The organism is Vibrio sp. AH4 (assembly GCF_030710545.1).
Lineage (GTDB): Bacteria > Pseudomonadota > Gammaproteobacteria > Enterobacterales > Vibrionaceae > Vibrio > Vibrio metoecus.
Genome location: NZ_JALAIV010000003.1, coordinates 681440 through 708249, shown reverse-complemented (window position 1 = coordinate 708249; position 26810 = coordinate 681440). Strand labels below are relative to the sequence as shown.

Annotated in this window: 22 protein-coding genes and 1 tRNA gene; 17 read left to right on the top strand and 6 right to left on the bottom strand. The window is 44.3% G+C overall.

The window, feature by feature from the left end; all coding sequences use genetic code 11:
* The first annotated feature begins 55 nt into the window (after window positions 1–55).
* Together MKA69_RS16230 and MKA69_RS16225 are read left to right on the top strand one after the other, a co-directional pair.
* Window positions 56–961, top strand: a complete 906-nt coding sequence (locus tag MKA69_RS16230; protein WP_001270754.1) for a LysR substrate-binding domain-containing protein — start codon at window positions 56–58, stop codon at window positions 959–961.
* Window positions 962–1135: 174 nt separating this feature from the next.
* On the top strand, window positions 1136–1639 hold the full coding sequence (locus tag MKA69_RS16225) for a DUF1097 domain-containing protein (protein ID WP_305848496.1): 504 nt from the start codon (window positions 1136–1138) through the stop codon (window positions 1637–1639).
* A gap of 194 nt (window positions 1640–1833) precedes the next feature.
* Here MKA69_RS16225 and MKA69_RS16220 read toward each other — a convergent pair whose 3' ends face one another.
* Window positions 1834–3465 carry an ATP-dependent endonuclease gene (locus MKA69_RS16220; protein WP_055063925.1) on the bottom strand — a complete coding sequence of 544 codons (1632 nt, stop codon included), beginning with the start codon at window positions 3463–3465 and terminating at the stop codon, window positions 1834–1836.
* Between the two features lie 257 nt (window positions 3466–3722).
* Between MKA69_RS16220 and MKA69_RS16215 the strand changes: the two genes are divergently transcribed.
* The 3 genes from MKA69_RS16215 (at window position 3723) to MKA69_RS16205 (ending at window position 7455) form a co-directional block, all read left to right on the top strand.
* Window positions 3723–5462 (top strand): bifunctional UDP-sugar hydrolase/5'-nucleotidase, encoded by a 1740-nt coding sequence (locus tag MKA69_RS16215; protein WP_055028183.1) that lies wholly within the window; start codon window positions 3723–3725, stop codon window positions 5460–5462.
* Between the two features lie 547 nt (window positions 5463–6009).
* A complete protein-coding gene (locus MKA69_RS16210; protein ID WP_305848495.1) occupies window positions 6010–6966 on the top strand; it encodes a TerC/Alx family metal homeostasis membrane protein in 957 nt (318 codons plus the stop codon).
* A gap of 300 nt (window positions 6967–7266) precedes the next feature.
* Entirely contained in the window at window positions 7267–7455 is a 189-nt protein-coding gene (locus tag MKA69_RS16205) for a hypothetical protein (protein WP_000929606.1), read from the top strand.
* Between the two features lie 156 nt (window positions 7456–7611).
* Here the strand turns inward: MKA69_RS16205 and MKA69_RS16200 are convergent, their stop codons facing one another.
* Window positions 7612–8178 (bottom strand): PhnA domain-containing protein, encoded by a 567-nt coding sequence (locus MKA69_RS16200; protein WP_055028184.1) that lies wholly within the window; start codon window positions 8176–8178, stop codon window positions 7612–7614.
* A 194-nt stretch (window positions 8179–8372) separates the two neighbouring features.
* On the opposite strand from MKA69_RS16200, the gene MKA69_RS16195 reads away from it, so the two are divergent.
* Window positions 8373–9455, top strand: coding sequence for a site-2 protease family protein (locus MKA69_RS16195; protein ID WP_305848494.1), 1083 nt, complete (start codon window positions 8373–8375; stop codon window positions 9453–9455).
* Window positions 9456–9550: 95 nt separating this feature from the next.
* Here the strand turns inward: MKA69_RS16195 and MKA69_RS16190 are convergent, their stop codons facing one another.
* The 3 genes from MKA69_RS16190 to MKA69_RS16180 all read right to left on the bottom strand — a co-directional run bounded on the left by MKA69_RS16190 (window position 9551) and on the right by MKA69_RS16180 (window position 13674).
* Window positions 9551–9730, bottom strand: a complete 180-nt coding sequence (locus MKA69_RS16190; RefSeq protein WP_055034042.1) for a hypothetical protein — start codon at window positions 9728–9730, stop codon at window positions 9551–9553.
* A gap of 210 nt (window positions 9731–9940) precedes the next feature.
* Entirely contained in the window at window positions 9941–12298 is a 2358-nt protein-coding gene (locus MKA69_RS16185; RefSeq protein ID WP_305848493.1) for a fatty acid cis/trans isomerase, read from the bottom strand.
* 143 nt (window positions 12299–12441) lie between these two features.
* Window positions 12442–13674 carry an OFA family MFS transporter gene (locus MKA69_RS16180; protein WP_000034182.1) on the bottom strand — a complete coding sequence of 411 codons (1233 nt, stop codon included), beginning with the start codon at window positions 13672–13674 and terminating at the stop codon, window positions 12442–12444.
* Window positions 13675–14093: 419 nt separating this feature from the next.
* Between MKA69_RS16180 and MKA69_RS16175 the strand changes: the two genes are divergently transcribed.
* From MKA69_RS16175 to MKA69_RS16155, 5 genes are all read left to right on the top strand, one after another.
* Window positions 14094–14636 carry a DUF3332 domain-containing protein gene (locus tag MKA69_RS16175; protein ID WP_000804352.1) on the top strand — a complete coding sequence of 181 codons (543 nt, stop codon included), beginning with the start codon at window positions 14094–14096 and terminating at the stop codon, window positions 14634–14636.
* A 230-nt stretch (window positions 14637–14866) separates the two neighbouring features.
* Window positions 14867–16246 carry a diguanylate cyclase gene (locus MKA69_RS16170; protein WP_154139214.1) on the top strand — a complete coding sequence of 460 codons (1380 nt, stop codon included), beginning with the start codon at window positions 14867–14869 and terminating at the stop codon, window positions 16244–16246.
* Between the two features lie 124 nt (window positions 16247–16370).
* Window positions 16371–16445: transfer RNA gene (locus MKA69_RS16165), tRNA-Gly, on the top strand.
* A 98-nt stretch (window positions 16446–16543) separates the two neighbouring features.
* Window positions 16544–18112 (top strand): gamma-glutamyltransferase family protein, encoded by a 1569-nt coding sequence (locus MKA69_RS16160; RefSeq protein WP_305848492.1) that lies wholly within the window; start codon window positions 16544–16546, stop codon window positions 18110–18112.
* A 77-nt stretch (window positions 18113–18189) separates the two neighbouring features.
* The gene (locus MKA69_RS16155) at window positions 18190–19173 is read left to right on the top strand and encodes a Solitary outer membrane autotransporter beta-barrel domain (RefSeq protein WP_305848491.1); all 984 of its coding nucleotides are present in this window, start codon (window positions 18190–18192) and stop codon (window positions 19171–19173) included.
* On the opposite strand, the gene MKA69_RS16150 is transcribed toward MKA69_RS16155, so the two are convergent.
* Entirely contained in the window at window positions 19170–20408 is a 1239-nt protein-coding gene (locus MKA69_RS16150) for a GGDEF domain-containing protein (RefSeq protein WP_000098944.1), read from the bottom strand. The two genes, MKA69_RS16155 and MKA69_RS16150, sit on opposite strands and share 4 nt — an antisense overlap.
* Before the next feature lie 277 nt (window positions 20409–20685).
* Here MKA69_RS16150 and MKA69_RS16145 point away from each other — a divergent pair, with 277 nt between their 5' ends.
* From MKA69_RS16145 to vxrB, 6 genes are all read left to right on the top strand, one after another.
* Window positions 20686–21060 carry a late competence development ComFB family protein gene (locus MKA69_RS16145; protein ID WP_001177154.1) on the top strand — a complete coding sequence of 125 codons (375 nt, stop codon included), beginning with the start codon at window positions 20686–20688 and terminating at the stop codon, window positions 21058–21060.
* Between the two features lie 13 nt (window positions 21061–21073).
* Window positions 21074–21352, top strand: coding sequence for an HlyU family transcriptional regulator (locus tag MKA69_RS16140; protein ID WP_055029581.1), 279 nt, complete (start codon window positions 21074–21076; stop codon window positions 21350–21352).
* A 293-nt stretch (window positions 21353–21645) separates the two neighbouring features.
* A complete protein-coding gene (locus MKA69_RS16135) occupies window positions 21646–23184 on the top strand; it encodes a Re/Si-specific NAD(P)(+) transhydrogenase subunit alpha (protein WP_305848490.1) in 1539 nt (512 codons plus the stop codon).
* 11 nt (window positions 23185–23195) lie between these two features.
* A complete protein-coding gene (pntB, locus tag MKA69_RS16130) occupies window positions 23196–24572 on the top strand; it encodes a Re/Si-specific NAD(P)(+) transhydrogenase subunit beta (protein WP_305848489.1) in 1377 nt (458 codons plus the stop codon).
* A gap of 123 nt (window positions 24573–24695) precedes the next feature.
* The gene (gene vxrA, locus MKA69_RS16125; RefSeq protein WP_000960551.1) at window positions 24696–26177 is read left to right on the top strand and encodes a sensor histidine kinase VxrA; all 1482 of its coding nucleotides are present in this window, start codon (window positions 24696–24698) and stop codon (window positions 26175–26177) included.
* Window positions 26152–26808 carry a response regulator transcription factor VxrB gene (gene vxrB, locus MKA69_RS16120; protein ID WP_000815042.1) on the top strand — a complete coding sequence of 219 codons (657 nt, stop codon included), beginning with the start codon at window positions 26152–26154 and terminating at the stop codon, window positions 26806–26808. The genes vxrA and vxrB overlap by 26 nt, the downstream gene beginning before the upstream one ends.
* Window positions 26809–26810 lie beyond the last annotated feature (2 nt).

Sequence of the window (26810 nt, the reverse complement as noted above, 5' to 3'; positions counted from 1 at the left end):
TGAAACCGCTTGCTCATGTCGAGCAAAACGATCAATGAAAATAATAGGATAGGTAGTGCGATATTCATTAAAGCAATTAGCGGTATTTGATGCTGTTGCCGATTGTGGCAGCGTGAGTCAGGCAGCCGATAAACTGGCGCTCACCCAATCCGCTACTAGCATGTCTTTAGCTCAGTTGGAAAAAATGTTAGGGCGCCCGCTGTTTGAGAGACAAGGCAAACAGATGGCATTAACGCATTGGGGTATGTGGCTTCGCCCCAAAGCAAAACGCTTACTACAAGATGCACAGCAGATTGAGATGGGATTTTATGATCAACATCTGCTCAGTGGAGAAATTCGCTTAGGAGCAAGCCAAACACCCGCGGAACACTTAGTGCCAGATCTTATCAGCATTATTGATAGTGACTTCCCAGAGATCCGGATTTCATTAGGTGTGAAGAGTACCAAAGGGGTGATTGAAGGTGTTCTCGACTATAAATATGACCTTGGCATCATTGAAGGACGTTGTGATGATAACCGCATCTACCAAGAAGTGTGGTGCCGAGACCATTTAACGATAGTGGCTTCTGCTCATCATCCGTTTGCCAAACGTGAATCTGTCAGTTTGGCTCAACTTGAGCAGGCGAAATGGGTACTGCGTGAACAAGGCGCAGGCACTCGCAATATTTTTGATAGTGTGATTCATCCATTAATTGCTGACCTAGATGTATGGCGTGAATATGAACACGTACCTGTGCTGCGCACCTTGGTGGCTAATGGACCTTATTTGACCTGTTTACCTTATCTGGATGTGGAACGCTTTATCGAAAGTGGATTGCTGGTTGCGTTGAATGTTCCTGAGCTCAATATGGAGCGTACGCTTTCATTTATCTGGCGTGCCGACATGGAAGAGAACCCGCTAGCGGAGTGTATTAAACGTGAAGGGCTGCGGATGATGAAAGGAAAACCCAGTGTCTTATAGGTACTATCATATTTCCTGAATCTGTTGATTTATCGGTTGCGTCACCAAATGAATGTATATTGTATTTATGTATACATTTTATTGTGACAAAGTTCACTTGATGCGGTGCGAGATTCCGTTAGCATGACGCCTTAATCACCAACGCTGGACTTGTTCAGTATTTTTGAGGCGGGTATGAGCACACTGTTTGCAATTGCATTGACTACTGGGATCCTTTCTGGGGTTTGGGGATGGGTCGCGGTCTCCCTTGGCTTACTCTCTTGGGCTGGCTTCTTAGGATGCACGAGTTATTTCGCATCACCGAAAGAGGGTCTAAAAGGACTAGGGCAAAGTCTGCTGACGAACCTTAGTGGTGTTTTTTGGGCAATGCTCATTATTCACGCTAGCCAGTGGGTTGGTGTTGAAATTATCGGTTACGTTGTGACGGCCATCGTGGCCTTCATCATGTGTATTCAAGCTCAAAAATCATGGTTGGCTTACATCCCAGGAACTTTTATTGGCTGTTGTGCAACCTTTGCGGCGGCAGGCGACTGGCAATTAGTCGTTCCTTCTTTGATGCTCGGCGGTGTGTTTGGGTATTTAATGAAAGCGAGTGGGCTTTGGTTATACCAAAAGTCGAATCAATCTTGCTCTGCATCAGCAAAAAACGAGGTGGCGGCCGAAATGGCGTCTCGTTAAAGTAAATCCCCCAGATGATATCGACAATTTGACACTTCAACAGGTTAGGGAAAACGGTTTGAGTCTTGATAAAGGTATTATCATTCGTATCAATAAATGATTGGATACCGCCACACCCTAAAGGTGTGGCTTTTTTGTTATTTGGCCACGATAAACTTAGGTTGGGACTGAGTCTAGGTTGGGACTGAGTAATGTTAAGTATTGCCATTTGCCATGGTGATGACGCGTTTTAGCGTCCAGCGCAAAAGTACGGGAATGCATTCCATTCCGTTCATCTCGCAATGAGAGACAATCGCCAAGGCGAGATCGGGTTTGGCATGTTTTTTCAGAACTTTGGAAACCACTTTTTTGGCCGGAATCGGGTGATCGTGGGGGATTTTGGCCAACTCTTTAAAGAAATATTCAAAGCCATGTGTATATAGAAAGTGTTCAATATCGCGATCCGGTAATTCGGTTAATCGATGTCGTTCTTGGTCATGCCCCAGTAAGCTGCGTACCGTCGCCGAGTATTTTTTACCGGCAGGATCGCCATCGGTGACGACATGCCAATCAATTCCAAATGCACGAGCGACTTTGATCAATGATTTCAGTCCTGATTGGGCAAATTCAACTATCTGGACACCTTCTGCCGCAAGGTTATAGCCACATTGGCGAGCCAACTCATTAAACAACCAAACTTCGGTTTCACCCTCAACCAATAACCAGCAACGGGCGAAGAGAGCTCCTGAACGGTGAAAGCGGATATGGAACCCAATTTTACGTAATTCATCACGACTTAGACTGCGTTGTGACACTCGGGTTGCAATGGTGCGATCCGATTTTCTCACCAAGCGTCGAATCGAGTGTAATGGCACTGCGCCTAATAAATCTCCGCTGTTAGTGGTTAAAATTTTCTGCATGGGTAATAAATCGAGAAAGCTCCAAGCACGTGCAAGGTGGGTTGGGTGTAAGCGACCTTCAGGATCTTCAATGATCAAAATCGGTCGTGCACAGCGTCTAAGTTCTTTCGGGCCTTTACCTTGTAAGTAGGCATTTAATAAACCCAGTAATAACAGCTTGGTTTGTTTGTTCTTTGTTTCATGAACAATTTGGCTGAGCGTCTTTTCATTGGGTGAGGCAGAATAAAGCAAGCTATCCCGCTCACGACGCGGATTCTTACGGGTTTGACTTTTGAACGAGAAGTAGTGCTCTACCAAGGAGTTCATCGCGCTAAGACTACTGCGGATCTCACCTTTATTGACATGTCCGGGCGTTGCCATGAGGCGTCGCCAAGTATTGCTGATCCGCTTTTCAACTCGTGCATTCTTACCGTTGCCATTTTGAATGTTTTTCTCAAAACGCCGTGAGTCTTTTAAACGGATCACGGGGTGCAAACTCATCAACTCCTGCGCCAGTTTTTCAGAGTGATGGAGTGGTAATGGATTTCCAGCTAAATCTAAAAAGGCGAATTGGGTGCTGATATCGTATTTAATTCGTGAAGCGCTGATGCGATAAATGATTTTTTGCGCGCCTTGCTCATCGGTTTGCCAAATGGGTTTGAGTTTTCTGTAGCGGCCGGCTTTCGGCTCATAGTGATCGGCGGCTTGAAAAATCAAGATAATCTGCAAATCCTGAGTTTGAGGATCGGCAATCGAATAATCGACGTGGAAATCTTGTAACGTAAATTGGTAAAGAGAACCATCAGCAGGCAAAACCACAGATAACGCATCTAACAACGAGGATTTACCCCAAGTGTTTTCGCCAATAAGGGTCGTTATTTCATCAAAGGTTAGTGATAGTCGGCGGATGCCACGAAAGCCAGCGATTTCAATTCGCTCTAAATGCATAGGCTGCTCCTTAGAATGCTCACCAGAGTGAAAAATAAGCTCAAGTGAGTTTTCTTTAAGAATAAAGGAAAAAACCAATATAAGCAGGGTGTTAAGCTTGGGTTTTCCGATGAGAGGTCACACTTTTGTGATGAAGCACCGAAAGAAAATGTGACACAGGTAATTTTGAGTCACTAAAATTTCAGAGAGGTTTCATAAAAGTCACGATTCTGTCATGATCGGCGAGCTAGGATAGGAGTGGATAAGAGAGAAGACGTATGCCTATGAGAAGAACAAATCAGCCAGCGTCGATCACGTTGGCACACATTAATGACACCCATTCCTACTTTGAACCCACCTCGTTACAACTGACGCTTGAACATGAAGCGGATACGCTAAAACCGTTTGTCAGTGCTGGTGGCTTCGCACGAATAGCAACCCGTGTCGCACAGTTACGTGATGATGCACTGCGTATGCAGCGAGAATTCCTGTTTTTGCATGCAGGTGATTGCTTTCAAGGTACCTTGTATTTCTCGCTGTTCAAAGGCAAAGCCAATGCCGACATGCTCAACGCCCTAAAATTGGATGCAATGGCGGTCGGTAATCATGAACTGGATATGGGAAATTATCCGGTTGCTCAGTTTGCCCAGCGTATCCAGTTTCCATTATTAGCCGGCAACTGGGATCTCTCACATGAGCGCGAGAGTAAATCACTGCGTCTGGCAACCAATCCGAAGGTTTACAGTTTTAACGCAGCTCAAGGGCATGCTCGCTGGATCGAAAAAGAGGCAAAAGGGGAGAAGATTGCCATCTTTGGCCTTTCGATTGATAAAATGGCCGATATTGCTAACCCTGACAGTGATACTCCTTTCGTTAACGCAGTGGCTACGGCCAAAGCCACCGTATCAGCCATTCATCGGCAAGGTATCAATAAAATTGTGTTACTGAGCCATCTTGGCTATGAAGGTGATATCGCGCTTGCAGAACAAGTCACAGGGATCAGCGTGATCGTCGGTGGTCATAGCCATGTCTTGCAGGGAGATTTTTCTGCACTCGGGATTGGCAGCCAAGACGAATATGGCTTGAAGATCAATAACACCTATATTGTTCAGGCGGGCTTTTATGCGCTCACACTCGGCCATTGCCAAATTGATTTTGCTGCTGATGGAGAAGTGACACGATTTGAGGGCCGTAACGAGCTATTACTGGGACGACGCATGTTTGTCGATGCAAGTATGAGCCAAGAACAAATCAGTGTGCGCTACAGCCAAGCACGCGATGAAGTGGATAACCATCCAAATGTCGTGGTCTGTAAGAAAGATCCGCTATTGCACAAATTGCTACAGGAAAAATACATTCCAAGAGTTCGCCAGCTACAGCAACAAATCATTGCACAGGCGGATCGCACGCTGCGCCATATCCGAATTCCGGATACTGAAGGAGGCAGTGAAATAGCTCCGCTGGTAGCTAAAGCGTTTGTACATGCACTGAATAAGCGAGGTTTGGACGTTCAGTTCGCGATTCATAATGCCGGCGGTGTACGAACGTCTATTTTGCCGGGATCGATTTCGGTTGCCGATGTGGCAGGAAAACTTTTGCCTTTTGCCGTGCCGATTGGGGTTTACCAAGTCACAGGGCGGGTTATTGCTCGTGCACTTGAGGGCGCGATCAACAATGCATTAAGCAATGGTGTAGAAGGGACAGGATCGGGCAGTTATCCGTATTGTCATCAGTTACGCTACCAATATCAGGCGCATAAACCACTTGGTCAACGTATTGCACAACTGCAGATTTGCTTAGAAGGAAAATGGCAGTCTGTCGATTTTGACCGCTCATATTGCGGGACTTCTTCGGCTTATACCATGAAAGGCAAAGAAGGTTATGATGCTTTGCTGGAAATGGAGGGGGAAGGTATGGTCACGCAGATCTCCATGGCCGATGCCTTTATTGAACTGCTTTCTGATTGTCCTGATTTGCTCACGACACACTCCAATAATCTTTGTGAATGCCATCATTAAGATTGATATCGAACATCACCGCATAAGAGAGTATTGAGAACCAATAATTGGCATATAGCTTGCAAAGTTCTGTTTAGTTTCTGCTCAATTCTGCCGAGCAAAAAGGGGGAGAACATGTTAAGTAAAGATTGGTTCGATACATTAGTGGTGGTGGCTTGGGTTGGCGTATGGTCAGCTCTAATTTATCTATTACCCTTTGCCGGTGTTTAGATATTCCCCAGTATTGAATTACCGTGTCTGCTGCAATTCAATACTGGGTAGCCACACATAGAAGGAGCCTTTATTACGGCTCCTTTTTCTTCATCCGCTCATAGACATCGTTTTAGCGCAGGCATAAAATGGCGCTGTTTTGGGGAGTAGTCGCCTTAGGTTTATTTGTCGTCATCACGTTGAGATTGACTCAACCGGCAAATATAAGCTCTGAATCCAACTTCAATGCTTCGACGAGACCAACGCATTCAATGCTGCATTTATTGCAGTGCTTATTGGTATGCGGAAGGTCTTGAGGTTTGGCGACTATCTAAGATCTTCCGTTTTCGGAGGAAATATGTCCCCAATGACTTATCTGGGCTTCGGCCTACTTACCTTAACTCTCGTGGCTGTTGATTTGTGGCAAACCCGTGGAGGAAAAGTCACGATCAAAAATGCGGCTATCTGGAGTCTTTTCTGGTTTCTTCTGGCATTTGTTTTTGCCGTAAGCCTTTGCTACGGTTGGCATTGGTATGCACCGCACAGCACTTACAGCGCAGAAAAAGCCACAATCTCCTTTATTACCGGTTACTTGCTCGAAAAATCATTGAGTGTTGATAACTTATTTGTTTTTGCGATTATTTTTCATCAATACTCCGTGCCGGAGCACTTGCGTCCGCGTGCGCTCTTATGGGGCGTGGTTGGTGCTTTGGTTTTACGTGCCATCATGATTGCCGTAGGGGCTCAGCTACTCAGCCAATACCATTGGATTTTATATGTGTTTGCTCTGTTCCTGATTTGGACAGGGATCCAATTAGCGCGAGACAAAGGTGAAGAGGCCATCAATCCATTGCCTGAGCGATTGATTCGTCGCTGGTTTAAAGTGACAGAAGAGTATCAAGGCAATCGGCTTATCACCAAACAGAAAGGCCACTGGTGGGTGACACCTATGTTTATAGTGATTGGTGTTATCGCATTTATGGATGTGATGTTTGCACTGGACTCGATCCCCGCGATTTTTGCGGTGACACAAGAGCCATTTTTAGTTCTGGCAGCAAACGTATTTGCTCTATTAGGTTTGCGATCTCTGTATTTTGTGCTGCAGGGGATGATGGATAAATTTTTCTATCTTAAACCGGCATTAGCTTTCATTATGATGTTTATTGGTGTGAAGATGATGTTAGTCGGTTCTCCTTGGGCAATACCAACCCCTGTTTCCTTGTGTGTTTTGTTGATCACGATGAGCGTGGCGGTGATTGCTTCATTAGTCCGTCAAAAAGGACAAAGTAAAGCCGTCATTGGGAAAAATTTATAATAAACAGCACTCTCTCCTTACTTACCCATGTAGGGAGAGAGAGTCATTTAGTAAAAAAACACAGTAAATGGTTTGTTAAATTATTTGAGTGCAAAAATAGTAATCAAATAATTATGCTCTGAAAGTGCTTGGTTTTTGATCTTTTTGGTTTTGAATTGCATATCTAATTCGATGTTTGTTAATGCCTTGTTTCATTACTTTAACTTATTCGAATATATAAAATTAGTCATTTTCTAACCGTTAAGTGATTGACTAATATTCACATCAACAAAGTAAGTGACCGATTCAAGAGAGGCTAACATGGCTCATGCAATGCAAATGGGAACAATGACTGTCCCAACCTCTAAGGATAAAAAAACCTATACGGTTAACTTCAAAGGATTGATTGCTCATCTGTTTGACATTTTGTTTGTAGATAATGAACCACGTCATTACTACACCGCTGAAATGTCAGCACACATCCAAAAAGATGTGGGTTTATACCGTTAAGCACACAAAAATCGAATTTGAAAAGTCGGCAAATTGCCGACTTTTTTGTTTTTAATTTTGGTTGATGACGTCACCAGATGCTGCAAATAAAGAAAAAGCGCCAACAGCGCTTTTTCTTTATTCATCTCGTTCGAACACTCAATGGTTCATTCGTGATTATTTTTTACGGCAGTACTCAGCAATGATATACATGCTCTGGCCGTTGACTTTGCCTTGAATATGCTTTGGATCTTCAGTCAGGGCGATGCCACGTACAGCAGTACCTTGCTTGATCACCATGCTTGAGCCTTTTACTGGCAGATCTTTGATGACAGTAACATCGTCACCTTTTTTCAGTTCAACACCGTTCACGTCACGTGGCTTCTCTGCATCATCATCCATGCCGATTTCTGCCCATTTAGCAGTCTCTTCATCCAGATACATCATATCCAGCAGATCACGAGCCCAAGTTTCTGTTTCAGAAAGGCGTTTGAGCTGGCGCCATGCTTGAACCTGAACAGGTTGTACTTGGCTCCACATGCTGTCATTTAAACAACGCCAGTGATTTACATCCACTGTCTCTGGGTTTTCGATTTGTCCTTTACAGGTGTCACACAGCATCACAGCGTGATCAACAGTGACTAAGGCATGCGGAGCAACCACAAAAGGAGAAAGAGGAGCTGATGCAGCGCATAACTCGCATTGTGATTGACAGCGTTCAAGTAAAGTTGCTTCAGTAGACATAAGTACCCACCTTGTAAATAAATGTAAGCGCGTATTATCCATTTTAAGCTCAAGATTTAAAGGGATAATCGGTAAATTCATCGAAATCACAGCTTTTCTTTAGCAATAGGCGGAGCTAAAAATGGGAAATTTCTGCCTCTTTTCAAGGCTTTCGTTATAATGCGGCATCTTTATAGCGACCATCGGATTGAAACTTGGAACTGCTTCGCATTGATTATTTAGGCAAACCATTACGACTTGAAGGGTCGATGGCAGGATGGCAACAACTGTTTTGGAATGACATTTTGGTAGCACAACGTGCTGCTCAGGAGGGCAATGACGGCGAGATTCTGCATCATTTCCAACTGACGCAAGGGGAAACCGTTCTGGATTGTTGTGTTGCGCTCCAATTGACTTGGCAACCATTTGAATTGCGTTACCAAACTTTGCTCAATGGTGACGTTATTTCGCAAGGTGTGCGTAGTGAAAAAGACATTGAGCGCCAAACGCCACATGAAGCGCCAAAAGTGGAACGAAGATTGAGCGTGGTCGGATTGGCTTCGTTGGCGATGAAAGCGCTCAAGAGTGCCAAGATGGTTAAAGTGGTGATGGCTTCCGCCAGTCTTGCGGCGTATTCATGGTTATTTTCATTTCAATTTGCTCTCGCGTTGATCGGCTGCCTCGTTTTTCATGAGTATGGTCATGTGCGAGCAATGAAGTATTTTGGTATGAAAACCAAAGGGATATATTTGATCCCATTCTTCGGTGGCTTGGCACTCAGTGACGAGAAAATCAATACCCGTTGGCAAGATGTCGTGATCTCAATCATGGGCCCCTGCTTTGGCTTTTTGCTTTCACTGCTTTTTGTCGGAGTGTACTGGGTGACCGATTCCCCGTTTTGGGCTGCTCTTGCCGTGTTCAACGCATTTCTGAATTTGTTTAACTTATTGCCAGTATTACCACTAGATGGTGGTCATGTGTTGAAAAGCGTGAGTTTTTCTATGAACAGTAAGGCGGGTCTGATTGTCTGTGCATTGGCGATCGCGGGGGGGATTGCGCTGAGCTATCGTTTAGGCTTAACCCTATTTGGATTCCTACTTTTGATGGGGACACTCGATATTATTTTTGAGTGGCGTCAACGTCATCATAGTCATTTACTTCCACTTAACCGTTACGCGCAGGTAGTTTCTACCGTTTGGTATTTAGGGTTGGTGTGTGGCTTAATCGGCATCATCATCGGGTTTGCTTCCACGGGAGATACGCTGTTGAGTCTGCCACTACTCATCTTGGGAACTTAGTTTTTGAGTCACGCGATAAGAGCCGAAGCACTAGATTCGGCTCTTATGGTCGAAATCCCCAATCATTACGCTCAAGGCGGATGAGCATTGGGTCATTAACGCCAATCATTATCCCAGTAGTCTCTACCTTCTGGTGCATAGGGTTCATGGCTGGTGACCTTACCGCGCAACTGTTCTAATTGCTGTTCAAGCAGAGTGACGGTTTCTAAATCACCTTCTGAACAAGCAACATAGATTTCTTGTTCAATGGTTTCAATGCGATCACGAATGTTCATCGACTACCTCCTGTGATGGCTCTTGTATGTCAATCATTAGGACATTGCGTTGATGGATTTTTCTCCCATCTAGAACAAGTTTAGTCCAAAGCCATGTTGGTTCGTCATGCAAATGTGACGAGAAAACGATGGTTACTGCTAGGTACGAGTTAACGTTGGGAAAAGATCCCCTTTAAGAGAACTTTTCTTAAAGGGGATAGAAAGGATGAATTAACGATTTTCGAAACGGTTGTAATCGAGTAAGCCAAATTCAATGGGTTGGTCTTGGCGGTACCATTGATGAACTTGATCGCTAAATGCCCAAAATTCGGGGGAACTGCGGCGAATGGCAAAACGATCCAGTAACGCAATATAGTCTTGCTCAGTCTTCATCTGAGCAAGGCGCTGGTAAAGCTCTGGAATTTGATTTTCTTTCAGCTTCAAATACGCCGAAGGGTAACTGCCCACAACACCTCGTACTAAGGTTAAATCATCGTTTTTGGGATCACGATTATTGTGCTCATCGAACAAGCTGGAAATATTGGTATGCGCATTGTTATGGATAAGCGTAAACAGCTGCGACTGGCCATGCTCATTTTCAACCATTAGCATTATCAATTGTGGGATAGGCAGTAAGCCTTCCCCACGTAAATGATCGATCTGGCGTAGTGCAAATTCATTTTCGGCTTTCAAACCTGTCTGGGTAATGGTGTAGCGTTCATTCAGCACAGGTTGTACCTGAGCACGAAGTTTTGTAAACAACTCCAATTTCGGGTTGTCGCTAACATAGTGGACACTGGTTGGTTGATCAAAAGGTTTGACGTTGCGTTGCAAGAAATCTGAAAACTGTACACTTTGGTCTTGGTACCAACTCGATAATTCTTGATGGCGCATATCACGAGGTAGGAGGGCAACAAAATTACTCTCGCCTTCCATACGCAGAAAATCCATAAACATGCGCGTAATGAGCTGATGCCCGAAATTGCCGTAAACATCAAAACCGGCAACAAGTAAGTAATGGATACGTTCGAGTAAGGCATAATCCATTACCCAAGCGGTTTTCGGTGGCTCACCAACCAAACCTTGTACTACTGAAGCACTATCAAAGTGGCGGAAAATGGTGAGTGCTGCATTTGGGTTAGAATCGGAACCATTCCAAATAATATCGGTAGTGAGGTGTGTTCCATTTTTAAACCATTGATTAATGAATGCCGATTTAGCTTCAAGGTAACGGCTTTGTTGCAATGAATAGCGTACCCAATTACTCAAGGGAAGGGCGGTATTCTCCTGCTCCGCGGGCAGTTTTAAGTTATCAACTTGTGAGCGATAAAACTCGTTGACCTCAGGCAGATCGGCTTTATCCGGATCAAGGAAGAATACCCAGAAGCGGTCATTTATCACGTTTAAAGCGAGCTGCCCCCGACAAACTGGCCCTTTAATAAACGCCATCACGGTGTTCTGGGCATTATCCAGTAAGAACTTGAAACGTGCTTTTACAGGTAAATCAATAAATGCAGACATAGGATTAGCCGCAATGTCTGGGGTATAACTTGGTAATTGTGCAACCTGATAGTCAGCATCGATAAACCATGTTTTCCAGTTTGCTATGCGTTGTTGATTGAGCGCAAAGGGCATGTGTGTTTTATCCACAATCGTTTCTTGCTCAGGGATCAGGCGATAGTAAACACGGTCAACCTTTGGATCATCATAAGGACGGCGAGTGGCAATCAGCTTCACAGGCTCACTGGGTGGTGTCGCTGAACGAACCAATTTAAAGAAACGCGGACGTTCTACGGCGATGTCTGAAAAATAGAGATGTGAGAGAAATAAGTGCTCATAGATATAACGTGCAGTGAGCTGATTTTTACGTGCGCTAAAATTCAGTAGAGCTTCATATTCATCGACGAAGGTTTGTTCCTGTTGTGAAAGTGGCAAAGGCTGATTCATGATCGCGCCTTGTTCTAGCCAAGAGAGAAGCGTTGCGTATTCTTTTGCAGATAAGTTCGGCATGCCAAAAGGCATTCCCCAGTTCGGGTTATTTTTCTCAAATTGTTCCATTTCATTGATCGTTGGACAGGTTTGTTCACGATCGATCGAAAAATCAAATCCCGTCAATTGATCTTGTTGAGGTAATGGGTGGCGTTCTTTCTGCATCAATAAACGAGCCATGACACCTGCATCAAGGTTGGCTTGTTGTATTTGCTCTCGTTCATTCAATACGGGGTGAAAACCCGCTTCACGCCATTGTTGAGTGAATTGTGCATCTTCATAAAGACGAGTCGGAGTGGCTGCAGTGAGGCGAGTGCCTTGATAAACCAATGCCTTACTCGCTCCGCGATCAATTCCGTCAACCGAAGTCATTTTTAACTGACAAGGGGCATCGTAGCAGGCATGACAAACAACACAGCGATTATCAATGATCGGTTTCACTTCATTCATGAAATATTGTGCTTGATTTGATTGCAGAGGCACCTGCCGGTTGCGGACATGCTCTGAACCAAACAGTTGGTCATAATTGATGCCTGCGTACATGGCACACCCAGAAAATAGGGTCACGAATAGCAGAAGGAGAGAAGATTTAGAGTTCATGATCACTAAACGAAAAATGAGAATGAGTGAATTAAAGCAAAGGAAGAGGGGAAATGTCCAACTTGTGGCTCTCTCTACTAAGAGAAAAGCAGATAAAAAAGAGCCTGACTAGGTCAGGCTCTGAACAACAAAAAAGTGGCGGGTTATGCGGTTTGTAGTTGTGCTACTTTTTCCGCAGACATCGGCTTTGTGATCAACGCAAGTACAATACAGACTGCCATCATACCTGCAGAAATGGTGTAAGCGAGTGTATAACCACCACCGTGAGTCATTGAGTAGCCGACAACGGCTGCACCAATCGCACCACCAATACCCCATGAGGTATAAAGTACACCATAGTTAGTGCCGTAGTTTTTCAGACCATAGAATTCTGCGGTGATCGATGGGAAAACGGCCAACAAAGTACCATAGCCAATGGCTGCAATCGCGGTACCAATGATCAATGTAAACTCAGAGTCGAATGATGCAAACAGCACCATATTTGCCCCTTGTAGTAAGAACGCGAGAAGCAGAGTACGTACACCACCAATTTTATCGGACAGGATACCCGCTGCAATACGGCCACCAGAGTTAAAAATCGCCAAGATAGAAGCGAGATAAACAGCGTTAGGAAGATTGGCCTGAACGCTGGCGATATTGGTGATGTTGCCGATGATCATCAAACCCACAGAAGCGGCTAGGGCATACATTAGCCATAGCGCATAAAATTGTGGTGTTTTTAGCATCGCTTTCCAGCTTAGATTTGCCGTTTTAGCGACAACCTTAGCTTCTTGACCTGCTTTTAGCTTTGGTTCTGCCGGAATATAACCCGTTGGCGGATTATTGATTGTGCAAGCTAGAGGAACTGCAATCACCAATACACCGACACCCAAGATCATAAAACTGGTTTGGATACCTAAGTGAGTGATCAATGCAGATGTTAGCGGCGCAAGGTAAATGGCAGCCAAACCGAAACCCGCTGCAATCAGACCGTTAACCATCCCTTTTTTACTTGGGTGGAACCATTTCATCGCAGAAGGTGATAGGCAAGCATAACCAAAGCCGATACCTGCACCTGTGATCACGCCAAAAGTGATGTTGAGCATCAGCACAGAAGACGCAAAACCTGAGGCAATCATGCCAAGGCCTGTCAATGTTGTGCCTAGGATCAGGATATTACGAGGACCCATACGATCTTGTAAAATGCCAGCAACTAAAAGGCAGACAGAAAAAGCGATAGTCGCAATAGCATAAGGTGAAGACGCATCGGCTGCGCTCCAGCCAAAGTCTGTTACTAGGGCTTTGTTAAATACGCTCCAGGCATAAAGAATGCCAAGACAAAGGTTGATACAGAAACCCGCCAGCAGAATGCGCATAGCTTTATCAATCTTGCTCATTGTTTGTGATACTCAATAAAAATTAGGATAGACAACCCCATTTACTAGGGTATTTGTTCAAAATAACTTTGCAAAATTCAACTCTTTTGGCAAAGCGCGCGGATTATATCCAATACACTTGTGATTGGAATCACTTTTTTTAGGTCGGCAAAAAATATTTTTTGGGTGTTTCCAGACTGTTGTGTGTCTGGATAAAAAATGTGCTTTTAACTCAAGGCAGCAATCAGTCGTCGTATTGATTATGGTCACTCATTAGCAGCATGAATGTTACTGTTTTGTGCCAAACCATCACGGTGCTATATCGGTTTTGGTGCACTCAAAGAGCTTGGTAAAAATATGGTTAATTTGGTTTTTAACCTCTTCCTAAACCCCAAAAAATCTCTACTATCGCCCGCCCTTTCCATTAGTGTAGAGATAGTATGAAACCGCAAGTATTAAAAATGGCATTGGTTGCCAGTCTAGGTGTAACGTCATTAACAGGTTGTATGGGGCAAATGGCCGCTACAGGTTTAGTGAATAAATTCAACTTAGAAGTTGTCGACAACCGCTATGCACGTGAAGGCTTGTTCTTACTACTTTCACCAGTGTATGGTTTAACCAGTACGGCTGATCTGTTTATTTTCAACTCGATTGAATTTTGGACAGGTAAAAACCCGATTTCAGGTAAATCACCCGCAGTGGTTGATATGCCAGCGAATGCCATCATTAAAGTCAATGGCCAGCTAGATCGCTCACTGACAGAGGCGCCTTTACAAACCAATGTGCTACCTATTGAAAAGGCGACAATGCAACAGCTCGATGAAGGTACTCTGCAAATGGAAGTGACTTACGTTGATGGTTCACGCAAAGTCTTACGTGGAGAGAAAGGGCAAAATGATGTCGCTTTCTACCTTGATGGCGAACTGCTTACTGTAGTGAGCAACCAAGAGCTTAATGCTTATATTCAAGCAAGCCACATTTAACTCGCCCATCTCAAGCCTACTGGCTTGATAGCGCGAATAAGATTAGTATTACCCACGAGCATAAATGACGGTGAGTGGGTAATCCCTAAGTAGTAAATTTCTTTTCAATCAAATGATCTGTTAGGTTTGTAATCAGGCCTACTCACCACCATACTTTCTAGTACCTGCATTCATGGCATACGCGCCCTCCTTATTGTAAGTTAATGAGGATTTTCAAGGATATCATGCGAATGAAGCATCGCTTTTCTCGTCAATTTTTTCTCATTGTGCTGTGCAGCCTCATGGCAATTTCGGTAGGAATGGCCGCTGAACGGCAGACGCTGATCATCACGAATTCCAAAGCATGGAAGCCGTATTCATACCTTGACGATCAAGGTAGACCGTCTGGAATTTTGATCGATTACTGGATCGCTTATGGTCAAGCGAATAAGGTCAATATTGAGTTTAAACTGATGGACTGGGGGGAATCATTACAGGCAGTGAAATCAGGGCAAGCGGATATCCATGCCGGATTAGTTCGTTCACCAGTCCGTTTGCAGTATTTAGATTTTGGAATGCCGTTGCTGGAATTAGACACAGAGCTGTTTGTGCATCAAAGCCTATTAGGGGAAAATCTCAGCGAATTACTCGCTGGGCAACTCGATGTTTCCGTTGGGGTGGTAAAAGGTGGCTTTGAAGAGGAATTTGCTCGACGGCGCTTTCCTGAGCTCACTTTGGTTGAATACCTCGACAATGATCTTATGATGCAAGCTGTGCAAAGAGGAGAACTGGATGCCTTTATTGCAGACTCACAAGTGGCCAATTTTTATATTGTGATAGAGAAAGGGGCGAAAGAGTTTACGCCCGCACAATTTCTGTATTCAGAGCTATTGCGTCCTGCGGTACAAAAAGGCAATGAAAAGTTACTTAAAGAAATCAATCAAGGCTTTAGTAAACTGACGACCGAAGAGAAAAACCGTATTTTGAGTCGTTGGGTCCATATCGAAACCGTCTATCCCCGTTATTTGATCCCAGCTCTCGCCGCTAGCATCGTCATAGCGGCTCTATTTTACACGCTTCAACTTCGCCGAACCGTCCGATTACGAACTCAACAGTTGGAAAATGCAAATCAAAAGCTCACCCATTTAGCGCAAACAGACAGTTTAACTGGGATCCACAATCGTCATTTCTTTTTTAGCCAATTACGTAAAACACAACAAGAGTCAGGAAGCTTAACGTTAATGGTATTTGATATTGATGATTTTAAGGCGATCAATGATACCTACGGTCACGGTATTGGTGATAAAGCGATTTGTCTTGTGGCGGCCAGTGTGCGTGAAATCCTTCCCCCGGAAATGCAATTTGCCAGAATCGGAGGAGAGGAGTTTGCCATTTTGATTCGTGCAAAAAGTGCGGCAGAATCACTTCAATTGGCTGAACGTATCCGCCAACGGATTGCGGAGAAAAAGTTGGTGGTCTCTACCACTGAGTTTGTTTCTTTAACCGTGAGCATCGGTTGTGCATTTTATCCATCACCTGAAAACCCATTTACTCTCCATACAGCAGACAGTTTAATGTATGAAGGAAAACACAAAGGCAAGAACCAAGTGGTGTTCCGTGAGTTAGTCTAATTTTGCTGGATTAATACTCTATTTTCGACGATTTGCTCACGTCGTAATCAAACAGCATGCAAATGATTAAAAAGAGGTTTTCTTTTCGTGTGAGTGTGGCATATTAGCAGCGTCTCTTCGGTGCGCGGGCATCGTATAATGGCTATTACCTCAGCCTTCCAAGCTGATGATGCGGGTTCGATTCCCGCTGCCCGCTCCAAGTCCTCCGGTTATATCCCTATTTTCTACCAACGTACAATAGCCCAGTTGATACAAAACATTTAACGTGTTCTCGTAAACATTTTTACGAGGTGAACAATGGCAAATGTCGCTTTTACTGCCCCACATTTTAAAGCCAGTGATGTCGGTTTAAAGATTCTCCGTCAAGGCGGTACCGCCTGTGAAGCCATGGTTGCAGCTGCCGCAATGATTGCAGTGCAATATCCGCATATGAACAGTATCGGAGGTGATGGTTTTTGGCTGATTGCCCCTAAAAATAAGCCGCCAATCTCCATTGATGCTTGTGGTGCTTCTGCCCATAATCTGTCATTGAGCGATTACTGCTCTTCGGCGGGTTTGCCGCAACAAGGTGGTGCTGCGGCTCTCACTATGGCGGGCACATTGTCTGGTTGGCAGATGGCGTTGGAACAATCCTCTTCCGGGATCAGTCTTGATGATCTTCTTCGCCCTGCAATTTTAGCCGCAGAGGCGGGGATTCGAGTGACTCCGAGCCTTGCAGCCGCAAGCCAGAAAACGTGGGAAAGGTTGGCGGAATTAGATGATTTTGCCCATGTTTATTTGAAATCCAATCGGCAACCTTTGGCTATAGGTGACATTGTCACGCAAAGAGCATTGGCGGCAACACTTTCGCATTTAGCGAAAGATGGCCTTGAGAGTTTCTATCGTGGTGATCTAGCCAAACAAATCGCGCAAGAGTTAAATTCTGCAGGAAGTCCACTTAAACTCGCCGATTTTTCCCAGCATCGCGCACAGATGGGTGCTCCCTTAACCTGCCGAATATCACATGGTCAACTGTATAACCTTGGAGCTCCAACTCAAGGGTTAGCTTCACTACTTATTTTGGGTATGTATGATCGCCTAGTGCATCAAGCGACATCGGTAGCCGATCATGTACACATTCTGATTGAAGCAACGAAAATTGCTTTCGATGTTCGCAATCATGCGATAACCGATGAAAAACGGTTACCGACGGCGTTACAAGAGTATCTCGCTTGCTCTGAAATCGATGCCCTGACCAAAAAAATTCAGTTACATCAAGCAACACATTGGCCCAAAGAGACTCAAGCAGGTGATACGGTATGGATGGGGGCTGTAGACCAATACGGTACGATGGTCAGTTTTATTCAGAGCATTTATTGGGAATTTGGTTGTGGTGTGTTACTGCCTTCTAGTGGAATTCTTTGGAACATTCGTAGCCAAAGTTTCTCATTAGACCCTAAAAACCGGAACTGTCTTGCGCCGAATAAAAAGCCATTCCACACGCTTAATCCGGCCTACGCACAGCTCAACGATGGCCGAAGAATGGTTTACGGAACAATGGGGGGAGACGGACAACCCCAGACACAAGCCTGTTTAATGAGCCGTTATCTATATCAAGATCTGACTCTACAGGAGTCGATTGCTAAACCCCGGTGGTTACTAGGAAGAACATGGGGAGATAGCTCGACTCAACTACGAATGGAAACCTCATTAGCCGATGAGTTGAATCCTATTCTATCCTCTAGGGGACACACCATTCATTCGGTTTCAGAAAAGAATGAAATGATGGGACACGCAGGGGCAATTGTTTTACATCCGGCGGGAGAGGTAGACGTAGCCACCGATCCTCGCAGTGATGGTGCAGGGTTACAGGCCTCAATAGAATAATTTCTTCAGAACAGTACCTTAAGAGTATTAAGTTGATTAATATCTGCAACCAGTATGTGAAGTAGGTGTCAAAATTGATGAAGTTGTCATTACGATTGAGCTGTGGATGTTTTCTTGCTGTGTCCGTTTCTGCCACAGCTGAAAGCTATGATTTTATTCAAGATCAGCTTGAACAAGCATTTTCGTCAAGCGTTGTTTTATCGGATAGTGATGTGTTTACTGCAGGGTTTAACAATTTTGACCCTAACGATTGGTTTAAAACCGATAATGATAATTTGGGTACCGCAGAATCGATTGAAAACCGTAAGAAATACAAATCGAGTACTTTGCCAATCACGCTTTCACTAAGCGATGAAGATGCGTATCACCAACATCAACTCTTCTTCCGACTTTCCGCTTCGGTAATCGACGATGAATTAAGTCTTTCCAATCTAAGCTCAGGAGAAAAGGAGCGTTATCGTCAATCGGTTTTAGGGGGAGCGATGTTTTATCGTTACCAGTACCGCTTAACCGAAAATTGGACGCTGACTCCCGCTGTCGGCACCCATTTGCTTTACTACCAAAACAGTGTGACTTACAACAATCCATTGTTTAAAGCGCTCTTTTCACCTTTCGATGGCTTATTGTTGAACACGTATGCGTGGGCAAATCTGATGGAAGCCAATCTAAAAATCCAATATGAGGAAGAGAAAAGCTGGGGACATTGGAAAGCGTCCTCTGCATGGCATTATTTTGGTGGTTATGGTTGGGGGAAAGCCAATAATGGCGATATTGGCAACCCAGAAGGGTGGTATATCGCGAATACGTTAACGGGTGTTTATGATTTCACCCAGCTAGGACGTTCGGTGCAATCGCTCTATGGCAGTATTAAACGAGTTGATTTGGGAAGCACACCGCAAGAACCTCTTGGAACATCAAACTACTATGAAGCAAGTATCGGGTGGCTAATGACCCCTCCCTTTGCAATGAAGCTGGTTGATAATATTGGTTTAGGTTTAACGTTTAACTATGGTAGTGCCTTCAAAGGGGGCAGTATTGTTCTGTTCTTTAACCAAGATTAACTGGCCGATTTAACGCAATTTCGACCAGCTTGTTTGGCACTGTAGAGTGCACCGTCAGCGGCTTTCAATGCTTCATGAGGATTTCGGTGCAGACTGGAGTCACAAACACCGATACTAATGGTTATTGTGACAATGTCACTATTTGATTTTCGTGAGCGTTTCTTAGCACCTTCGTTATCATTTTTGGGGCGCTTTGTGGTGTTTCGGATCACTAATTCATAAGATTCAATGTCTTGGCGTAAATCCTCAATAAAGGAAATAACCTCGTTTGCCAGTTTGCCTCTGTAGATAATCGAAAACTCTTCCCCGCCGTAACGGTAAACTCGGGCTTTACCACCAATCTGGCGTAAGCGAGTTGCCACCAGTTTTAAAACATCATCACCAGTATCATGGCCATAGGTGTCATTAAACTTTTTAAAGTGGTCGACATCCAACATCGCAACAGTGAATTTTCTACCAATATGTTTAAGGTCCTGATCTAAGGCTTGTCGGCCTGGAATTTGGGTAAGTGGATCGTTAAACGCCATTTCATGACCCGCTGAAATTAAGTAAATCAAAATCAACAAGCCAGACAGAGAAAACATCGTTGTGGAAATGTAAGCTACGTGGAACAGCACGAAAGCATTCATTGCCAATAGAATAGCGCTGTATACAACTACATCGAGGATTTGGTTACGAGTTAGAACCGATATCGCTGCGATTCCCACTAAAGCAGTTAAGTAAGCGACAACAATCAATGGTAATCGAGAGATTTGCGGGACGACAAAAAAAATGCTTTCAGTAAGGCTTGAATGTTCAGTTTCACCGATATGCAGTTGAGTTAACCACGCCCAAAAGGCAAACAAGAGTAAGATTGCGAGATAACTGAAAAATGAGCGGCTAAATAAGCCTGAGTTTTTATAAGCATAAGGTAAGAAGCAGGCGACGGGCAGCAGTAGGCTTAGCATAATCAGCTCAAGCATGGTTGAGTTTTCTGTGAGCGGAATCTGCAAACGAACTTGAATCAGCACATAAGCCAACAGCATTGTCATCGCTACCATGGCAATCCGGCTTTGCTTAAAAATATGAGCGACGATGAATGAGACTGTAAAAAGGATATAAGGCAGATTCAACGCCATGCCCAGATTCGACTTTATTACCAACACCACGTTATCCATGCCTAGCCAAATTGTGGCCAATAGCAATAGAGGGAAACCGAAACGGAACCAAGGTGAAGTAACAAAGCTAGAAGACATGAATTCCTGAGGTTCTACATTGAATTAATGATAATTCTACGATTAAAAAACTGTTACCAAGCATACTTTGATTTCATGAATTTCCAAGCTTTTTACTACACTTCAGTGATGAAAACAGTGCTAATTGCGTAAGTTTATTGTGACAAGCGTGCGCTTGATTAAAGATAAACCACTGTAAATTCGTCTACAGTAATCTCAGCACCGCAAAACCTAGCGGTAAGAGCTATGCTAGATTTCGAGCGCGCAGGCTTTTGGCTGTCATATCGGAGAGATAAAAATGCAATTGAGTGAAGATGTTCACAACTATATGGAAACGTTAGTCGGTCAAGTTCTTGGACTACCAGAGTATTCAGATGTTTACGATCAAGATCAATTAGCTGACTTAGCTTGCTTGGCGTTATGCCAATTAAGACCGATCTACATTCGTCATGATATTGATTTTCTCTCTGCGCTGCCTGAAGCCAAACTGGTGATCCTAAAAGATCATGCGTTGATCGCTGTTCAAGCTGCTGAATCCATGATAGTTAATGATCGGCGTCAGAATCGAGATTACGATGTGCCGGTTATTTTTACTCATGCCCGTTTCGATGACGACGCCGAATTAGAGTGGTTTGAAACGCCAATCGTTAATAAAGTTCAGCACCATAAATAAGGAAAACGCCAACTTGGGATTATTTTCACGCCTTTTTGGAAAAACCAAACAACAAGCATTGCCTGAGGTTCAACCATTTGAGTACAAAGGTTTTATGATTTACCAAGAACCGATCGCGGAAAACGGCCAGTTTCGTATAGCAGGTCGAATCACTCAAGAAATCAACGGTGAACTGAAGACTCATCGCTTTATTCGGTCAGATCTGTTGGCAAACAAAGCCGATGCAGAAGAGCTTATGCTCAAAAAAGCTCAGCTCTTTATTGATCAAATGTCTGGGCAGATTTTTTCGTAACCAACCTAGATATTGATAGAAATCATGAATGCCTCATGCTCATGAGGCTATGCTAAGTGACTTTTCAAACACAGGCATCGTGTAACTCACTGTTTTTATGGAACATCACCATCACTGGTTCGACCTCTGCTTTGTATGAAAACCGTTGTAATTATCTAACAGAGTTCACACAATCAGCCTCTACCTGACATTAAAAGTAACCAAGCTTCGTAATTGAATTACAAACAACTTGCAGTTCATGTCATCGTCCGATAAAAACAGTTAATCATTGTGCCAATAGTCAAGGAACCGCTATGCAAATTGGTGTACCAAGAGAACGACTCGCAGGAGAAACGCGGGTGGCCGCTTCACCGTCTTCGGTTGAACAGCTAATAAAATTAGGGTTTGAGGTTTGTATCGAATCTAAAGCTGGTGCGCTTGCCAGTTTCGATGATGCGGCTTATTCCGCAGCAGGAGCCCAAATAGTCTCAAGCGAAGAGATTTGGGCCTGTCCACTTATCCTCAAGGTCAATGCGCCATTGGAAGAGGAGATGGCTTTCCTTCAAGAAGGAACAACGTTAATCAGCTTTATTTGGCCAGCACAGAATCCCGCTTTGATGGAAAAACTGGCCAGCAAAAAGATCAACGTTCTGGCTATGGATGCGGTTCCTCGTATTTCTCGTGCACAAGCTTTGGATGCGCTATCGTCCATGGCCAACATCGCCGGTTATCGCGCGGTTGTTGAAGCTGCCCATGAATTTGGTCGATTTTTTACAGGTCAAATTACGGCTGCAGGTAAGGTACCTCCAGCGAAAGTTTTTGTTGCTGGTGCTGGCGTTGCCGGTTTGGCGGCGATTGGTGCAGCTGGAAGCTTGGGCGCAATTGTGCGTGCCTTTGACGTTCGTCCCGAAGTAAAAGAGCAAGTGCAATCAATGGGCGCTGAATTTTTGGAAGTCAACTTCCAAGAGACGGCGGGCTCAGGTGATGGCTATGCTAAAGAGATGTCGGATGAATTCAATCGCAAAGCCGCTGAGCTTTATGCTGCACAAGCAAAAGATGTCGATATTATTATTACGACAGCTTTGATTCCAGGCAAACCGGCTCCGAAACTGATCACCAAAGAAATGGTAGACAGTATGAAAGCGGGTAGTGTGATTGTGGATCTGGCGGCTGCGAATGGCGGAAACTGCGAATACACAGTCAAAGATCAAGTGATCACCACTGCAAATGGCGTGAAAGTGATTGGTTATACCGATATGGTTGGCCGACTCCCAACGCAATCTTCACAACTGTATGCCACTAACTTAGTGAATTTACTCAAACTGTTGAGTAAAGAAAAAGATGGCAACATCGATATTAACTTCGAAGATGTGGTATTGCGTGGTGTCACCGTTATTAAAGAGGGTGAAGTGACTTGGCCGGCTCCTCCGATTCAAGTTTCAGCGCAGCCACAACAAAAAGCGAAAGCTCAACCTGCTAAAGTGCAGAAAAAAGAGCCTGAGCCGACTTCTCCGGTCAAAAAAGTCGCAGGTCTCGCCATTGGTGTTGGGTTATTTGCTTGGGTTGCTTCTGTTGCGCCTGCGGCTTTCCTCGGTCACTTCACTGTTTTTGTGCTTGCCTGTGTGGTGGGTTACTACGTGGTATGGAATGTGACCCATGCACTGCATACACCTTTGATGTCTGTCACGAATGCGATTTCTGGGATTATTGTGGTGGGCGCGTTACTGCAAATTGGACAGGGGAGTGGCATTGTCACGTTCCTCGCCTGTATCGCTATTTTGATTGCAAGCATCAACATTTTTGGTGGCTTTACTGTCACTAAACGTATGCTTGAAATGTTCCGTAAACACTAAAGGAGTACGCAATGTCTGCAGGATTGGTACAAGCAGCGTACATTGTTGCTGCTGTGTTTTTCATCATGAGTTTGGCGGGTTTATCGAAACAAGAGTCAGCTCGTATGGGTAACTACTATGGTATTGCTGGTATGGCGATTGCTTTACTGGCAACCATTTTTAGCCCAAGTGCACAAGGCGTGGCTTGGGTATTATTAGCGATGGTGATTGGTGGTGGTATTGGTATCCACTATGCAAAGAAAGTTGAAATGACTGAAATGCCAGAGCTGGTAGCCGTACTACACAGTTTCGTGGGTATGGCTGCCGTATTGGTAGGTTTCAACAGCTATATTGATGCTCCAGAGGCGGCAACGCACGCAGAGCATGTGATTCACTTAGTTGAAGTCTTTTTAGGCATTTTTATTGGTGCTGTCACTTTCACAGGTTCGATTGTTGCTTTCGGCAAGCTACGCGGCATCATTAAATCGACACCATTAAATCTTCCACACAAACATAAGCTAAACTTGGCAGCGCTTGTCATTTCCGGTCTATTACTCATCCACTTTGTGAATGTAGATGGTAGCCTGTTTGCGCTGATTGTGATGACGCTGATTGCCTTTGCTTTTGGCTATCATCTTGTGGCTTCTATTGGTGGCGCGGATATGCCAGTCGTCGTTTCGATGCTGAACTCCTATTCCGGTTGGGCAGCAGCAGCAGCAGGTTTCATGTTGGCTAACGATCTACTTATTGTGACTGGTGCATTAGTAGGTTCATCAGGTGCGATTCTTTCTTACATCATGTGTAAAGCAATGAACCGCTCGTTTATCAGTGTTATTGCAGGTGGTTTTGGCCAAGAAGTGGTGATCAGCAGCGATGAAGAACAAGGTGAACATCGTGAAACCAGCGCTGAAGAAGTCGCGGAAATGCTTAAAAATTCGAAGTCGGTGATCATTACTCCAGGATATGGCATGGCGGTGGCTCAAGCACAATATCCCGTGTATGAAATTACCGAAAAGCTGCGCGCACAAGGTGTTACGGTTCGCTTTGGTATTCATCCCGTTGCGGGACGCTTACCTGGTCACATGAATGTGTTGCTAGCCGAAGCCAAAGTGCCTTATGACATCGTATTGGAAATGGATGAAATCAATGACGATTTCACTGATACCGATACCGTGCTAGTGATCGGTGCCAATGACACGGTAAACCCTGCTGCATTGGAAGATCCAAACAGTCCAATCGCAGGTATGCCTGTTCTTGAAGTGTGGCATGCGAAAAATGTTATCGTCTTTAAACGCTCAATGAATACCGGTTATGCGGGCGTTCAAAACCCATTGTTCTTTAAAGAGAACACGATGATGTTGTTTGGTGATGCAAAAGAGAGTGTCGACGCAATCGCTAAAGCACTTTAAAATCAGCACCATTAAAAGAAGAGGCCAGCATCACGCTGGCTTCTTTATTTTGGCTATTGCCATTATTGACATCAATATAACACTTGAATATCTCTTTACCGGATAATGCGTTATAGTTTTTGCATGCTAGTAAAACCAAGTAATCCTTTGATCAGAGCGCTTAATTTAACATTGGCAAGCTTGTGCTTTGCCATACTGCCGAACATCGTTTATGCCGATTCGCTTCCTGAGCGCATCGATCTGTTCGTATCGCTCTTTGACTACAATTCAGCGACGACGTCTTATGATATTCGTTCAATTCAAACCGATTTCCCAACGCGTTTACTGACACCTGACAGCATGTTACCGCAGACATCGGAATATCCACTGAAAGATATCCAACTGCTTTATAAGCTATCACAAGGTTGTACAGGTAAACTCCCATTAAGTCCGCTGATCACGGAGCCACTGGTTTTTACCCGTTCACTGTGTAAAGGCTCTAGTCTTTCTCCTCGCTGGTTTGCTCGCAGCGGTTTGATTCATCCAGGGGGAGGAACTTACGCCTTTCGCTATGCTGAGAAATACCCAGCGCAATTTGCTAATTTGCTACCCTACATGCACATTCAAGAGCGCCCTAATGCACCCGAAGGTTCATTGCTCTACCATTTGCAAAATATGAGCGAAGACTCGATCAATGCCTTGATTGCAGGTGCATCAATGTTTGGTTCTGGTAATGAATTGTGGTTACGAAAAGGGGATATTTACTATCTTTTTAATGAAGAGGCTTGGCTAACCAATGCGAATAAGGCCGGATTGAGTTATAGCTTATTCTCTACTGACAATACGTGCTTCATCCAACGTGGGAATATTTGCTGGAATGTGGAAGATCATTCGGATCTCCTGCGTACCAGCATGATCATTCTGGTTATCGCGAATATTCTCCTTGTGCTAGGCTGGTCTGGTTATCGTTGGAATTCCAAGCGCCAAGAAATGCGCAGCCGAATGTTGATTTTGCAAATCTTGACCCATGAATTACGTACTCCGATCGCGAGTCTGTCACTCACTGTAGAGGGATTTCGCCGCGAGTTTGAGCATTTGCCAGAATCTTTGTACGATGAATTTCGCCGTCTATGTGAAGACTCAAGACGTTTACGCCAATTGGCCGAAGCCAGCAAAGATTATTTACAGTCTGATAGTAAACCCTTAGCTTCTGACTGGGTGCCTTCAGTTGAAGAGTGGCTACAATATAAAGTCGAAGAAGAATTCAGTGGCAATGTTGCTTTAAAACTGAATCAAGATGTCGCAGCCAAACTGAATGTGTATTGGTTAGGAACCTGTGTGGATAATTTATTGCGTAATGCTGTCAAATACGGCGTTGCTCCCGTCACTCTAGAAGTGATTACTCAAACTAACTCAGTCACCTTTAAAGTGACGGACCAAGGCTCGCTAACACATCGTGATTGGCGGCATTTGCGTAAACCGTTTGTAAGCAAAAGCGGGCTAGGCCTTGGTTTGACCATTGTTGAATCGATGGTGGGACGTATGGGCGGCAAAATGTCGCTTGAAGGTCCCCCGACTACTTTTATTTTGGAGATACCTTGTGAAACAGACACTGCTTCTCGTTGAAGATGATAAGAACCTCGCTGATGGCTTACTGGTCAGTTTAGAGCAAGCCGGTTATGACTGTTTACATGCAGAAACCATTGCCGATGTGAAACAGCATTGGGACAAGGCTGATCTCGTCATTCTTGATCGTCAATTGCCTGATGGTGATTCTGTTCAACATCTAATGGATTGGAAGAAACTAAAAGACATTCCGGTCATTTTACTCACCGCTTTAGTGACCGTTAAAGATAAAGTAACTGGGCTTGATGCGGGTGCAAATGACTACTTAACAAAGCCATTTGCAGAAGCTGAATTATTTGCTCGTATTCGTGCGCAGCTTCGTTCACCTGACAATGGGCAAGATGATAGCAAAGTGGTAACGGCTAACCTAACGATTGATAAAGCGACTCGCGAAGTTTTCTTCAACGGTGAATCAATCACGCTTACACGTACAGAGTTTGATCTCTTGCTGTTTTTAGCCAGTAATTTAGGCCGAGTTTTTACTCGTGATGAGTTACTCGACCATGTCTGGGGTTACAACCATTTCCCGACAACCCGAACGGTAGATACTCACGTTTTACAGCTGCGCCAAAAATTACCAGGCTTAGAAATTGAAACATTACGTGGTGTTGGCTACAAAATGAAAGCGTAACT

What these genes read in the sequence shown, in the direction of transcription:
- MKA69_RS16135 (WP_305848490.1), top strand. Translation starts at nt 21,646, where the DNA reads ATGCAAATTGGTGTACCAAGAGAACGACTCGCAGGAGAAACGCGGGTG.
- MKA69_RS16160 (WP_305848492.1), top strand. Translation starts at nt 16,544, where the DNA reads ATGGCAAATGTCGCTTTTACTGCCCCACATTTTAAAGCCAGTGATGTC.
- MKA69_RS16190 (WP_055034042.1), bottom strand. Translation starts at nt 9,730, where the DNA reads ATGAACATTCGTGATCGCATTGAAACCATTGAACAAGAAATCTATGTT.
- MKA69_RS16220 (WP_055063925.1), bottom strand. Translation starts at nt 3,465, where the DNA reads ATGCATTTAGAGCGAATTGAAATCGCTGGCTTTCGTGGCATCCGCCGA.
- MKA69_RS16215 (WP_055028183.1), top strand. Translation starts at nt 3,723, where the DNA reads ATGCCTATGAGAAGAACAAATCAGCCAGCGTCGATCACGTTGGCACAC.
- pntB (WP_305848489.1), top strand. Translation starts at nt 23,196, where the DNA reads ATGTCTGCAGGATTGGTACAAGCAGCGTACATTGTTGCTGCTGTGTTT.
- MKA69_RS16155 (WP_305848491.1), top strand. Translation starts at nt 18,190, where the DNA reads ATGAAGTTGTCATTACGATTGAGCTGTGGATGTTTTCTTGCTGTGTCC.
- MKA69_RS16225 (WP_305848496.1), top strand. Translation starts at nt 1,136, where the DNA reads ATGAGCACACTGTTTGCAATTGCATTGACTACTGGGATCCTTTCTGGG.
- MKA69_RS16150 (WP_000098944.1), bottom strand. Translation starts at nt 20,408, where the DNA reads ATGTCTTCTAGCTTTGTTACTTCACCTTGGTTCCGTTTCGGTTTCCCT.
- MKA69_RS16180 (WP_000034182.1), bottom strand. Translation starts at nt 13,674, where the DNA reads ATGAGCAAGATTGATAAAGCTATGCGCATTCTGCTGGCGGGTTTCTGT.
- MKA69_RS16210 (WP_305848495.1), top strand. Translation starts at nt 6,010, where the DNA reads ATGTCCCCAATGACTTATCTGGGCTTCGGCCTACTTACCTTAACTCTC.
- MKA69_RS16205 (WP_000929606.1), top strand. Translation starts at nt 7,267, where the DNA reads ATGGCTCATGCAATGCAAATGGGAACAATGACTGTCCCAACCTCTAAG.
- MKA69_RS16200 (WP_055028184.1), bottom strand. Translation starts at nt 8,178, where the DNA reads ATGTCTACTGAAGCAACTTTACTTGAACGCTGTCAATCACAATGCGAG.
- vxrA (WP_000960551.1), top strand. Translation starts at nt 24,696, where the DNA reads ATGCTAGTAAAACCAAGTAATCCTTTGATCAGAGCGCTTAATTTAACA.
- MKA69_RS16170 (WP_154139214.1), top strand. Translation starts at nt 14,867, where the DNA reads ATGAAGCATCGCTTTTCTCGTCAATTTTTTCTCATTGTGCTGTGCAGC.
- MKA69_RS16185 (WP_305848493.1), bottom strand. Translation starts at nt 12,298, where the DNA reads ATGAACTCTAAATCTTCTCTCCTTCTGCTATTCGTGACCCTATTTTCT.
- MKA69_RS16145 (WP_001177154.1), top strand. Translation starts at nt 20,686, where the DNA reads ATGCAATTGAGTGAAGATGTTCACAACTATATGGAAACGTTAGTCGGT.
- MKA69_RS16175 (WP_000804352.1), top strand. Translation starts at nt 14,094, where the DNA reads ATGAAACCGCAAGTATTAAAAATGGCATTGGTTGCCAGTCTAGGTGTA.